We start from the raw sequence: 1746 nt of genomic DNA on the forward strand, positions 1-1746 counted from the left end.
ACTTTACCATTCAGAGAACCGAGCTTACTAAAATACGCGATATAGACAGCGATGATGAAGCAGATGAATACATAACTGTATCAAGTGGTTGGAAGACAACTGGGAATTATCACGAGTACAGTTTTGGGCCTAAAGTCGACCACAAAGGAAACTTTTGGATAGCTACAAATATTGGCATTGGGTCAGATGTCAAAAAGCAGGCTCCTTGGCGTGGCTGGCTTGGAAAAATCTCTCCAGAAGGTCAGTACATACCAACTTCATTTGGAGCTAGTGTCATGTCCCATAAATTTCTAAAATAATAACTATCCTAAATTTTCATATAGTTATTTTGGTGTACCTTTTAGTAAAACTTAGGATTTAAATATGCCAAGACCTCTGAAACCTCTAGAACTTTCACATGAAACCCGTCAAGAAGTTGAAGCATGGGCAAACTCTTTAAGTCTATCACATTCACTTGTAAGGCGAGCTAAAATTATCTTATTATCAGCAGATGGCATGAGTAATTCATCAATTGCCTCTAAACTTGATGTTTCTATAACTACTGTTGGCAAATGGCGCAACCGTTTTATTGCCGATGGTATGAATGGTTTACATGACGAATATAGGTCAGGCCGTCCACGAACACACGACGACGAAAAGGTTGCCGAATTATTAAAGAAAACTCTGGAGTCTAAACCTGAAGGTGAAACTCACTGGAGTTGCCGAAGTATGGCAAACGAGACAGGTATTTCAAAATCAACTGTTAATCGCATTTGGAAAACTTTTTCTGTCAAGCCTCATAAACGCAAAGGCTTCAAACTTTCGACGGATCCATTTTTTGTAGATAAAGTAAAAGATGTAGTTGGTTTATACTTAAATCCTCCAGAAAATGCGATTGTCTTGGCTGTTGATGAAAAGTCCCAATGTCAGGCTTTAGAAAGAACACAGCCTATACTTCCCATGGGCTTTGGGTATGCAGAAGGCGCGACAGATAATTACTTCAGACATGGAACGACAACGCTATTTGCTGCTTTAGATATAGCTACAGGTAAAGTTGAAGCATCCTGTAAAAAACGTCACAGGCATCAAGAGTTTATTCAGTTTCTAAATCAGATCAATAAAAATGTTCCCAAAGAATTAAATGTTCATGTTATTCTTGATAATTACTCCACTCATAAACATGAAAAGGTGAAAGCATGGTTGATAAGGCATCCCCGATTTGAGTTTCACTTTACTCCAACGTATTCATCATGGCTTAATCAAGTTGAGCGCTGGTTTGGTCTAATTACCGATAAGACTATTAGGAGAGGAAATTTTAAGTCTACAAAACAACTCGTTGAGAAAATCGATGAGTTTGTTCAAAAGCACAATCAAGATCCAAAACCTTTTACATGGACTGCCACTGCTGAAGAAATTCTAGAAAAAATTAGACGTTTATGTATTAAATTAACTGACGAAAATTAAATAACTATTTTATGGGACATGACACTAGCTTTAGCTGGCGGTAAGCCCCCAAAAAATATCCGTGCCGATAGGTACGGAGTAAACTGCATACCTGTCGGCACGCCCTTGTATTATCTACCAAACCCACGGCCTGAAGACCGAGGCTATTTAAAACAATAGCTCTTCGAGCTAAAAACACTTAATTCTGGCATTAGTCTTACAATGGCTCCCAGGTAAAAACCAAAAAAGAGCGCAGCCCTAAGACTGCGCTCCCTGACACACACGCTAAGTTGTTTATTTTCTTTTGAACATTTCTGACTGAAC

2 protein-coding genes are annotated in these 1746 nt (G+C 38.7%); both read left to right on the plus strand.

The window, feature by feature from the left end; genetic code table 11:
- Positions 1–299, plus strand: a 299-nt coding sequence (locus tag HRU21_13350; protein ID NRA43269.1) for a hypothetical protein, incomplete at its 5' end; no start/stop codon positions are given.
- A 64-nt stretch (positions 300–363) separates the two neighbouring features.
- Positions 364–1443: an IS630 family transposase gene (locus tag HRU21_13355; GenBank protein ID NRA43270.1), complete on the plus strand. Its 1080-nt coding sequence runs from the start codon at positions 364–366 to the stop codon at positions 1441–1443.
- Positions 1444–1746: the final 303 nt, after the last annotated feature.

Source organism: Pseudomonadales bacterium (assembly GCA_013215025.1).
GTDB lineage: Bacteria > Pseudomonadota > Gammaproteobacteria > Pseudomonadales > DT-91 > DT-91.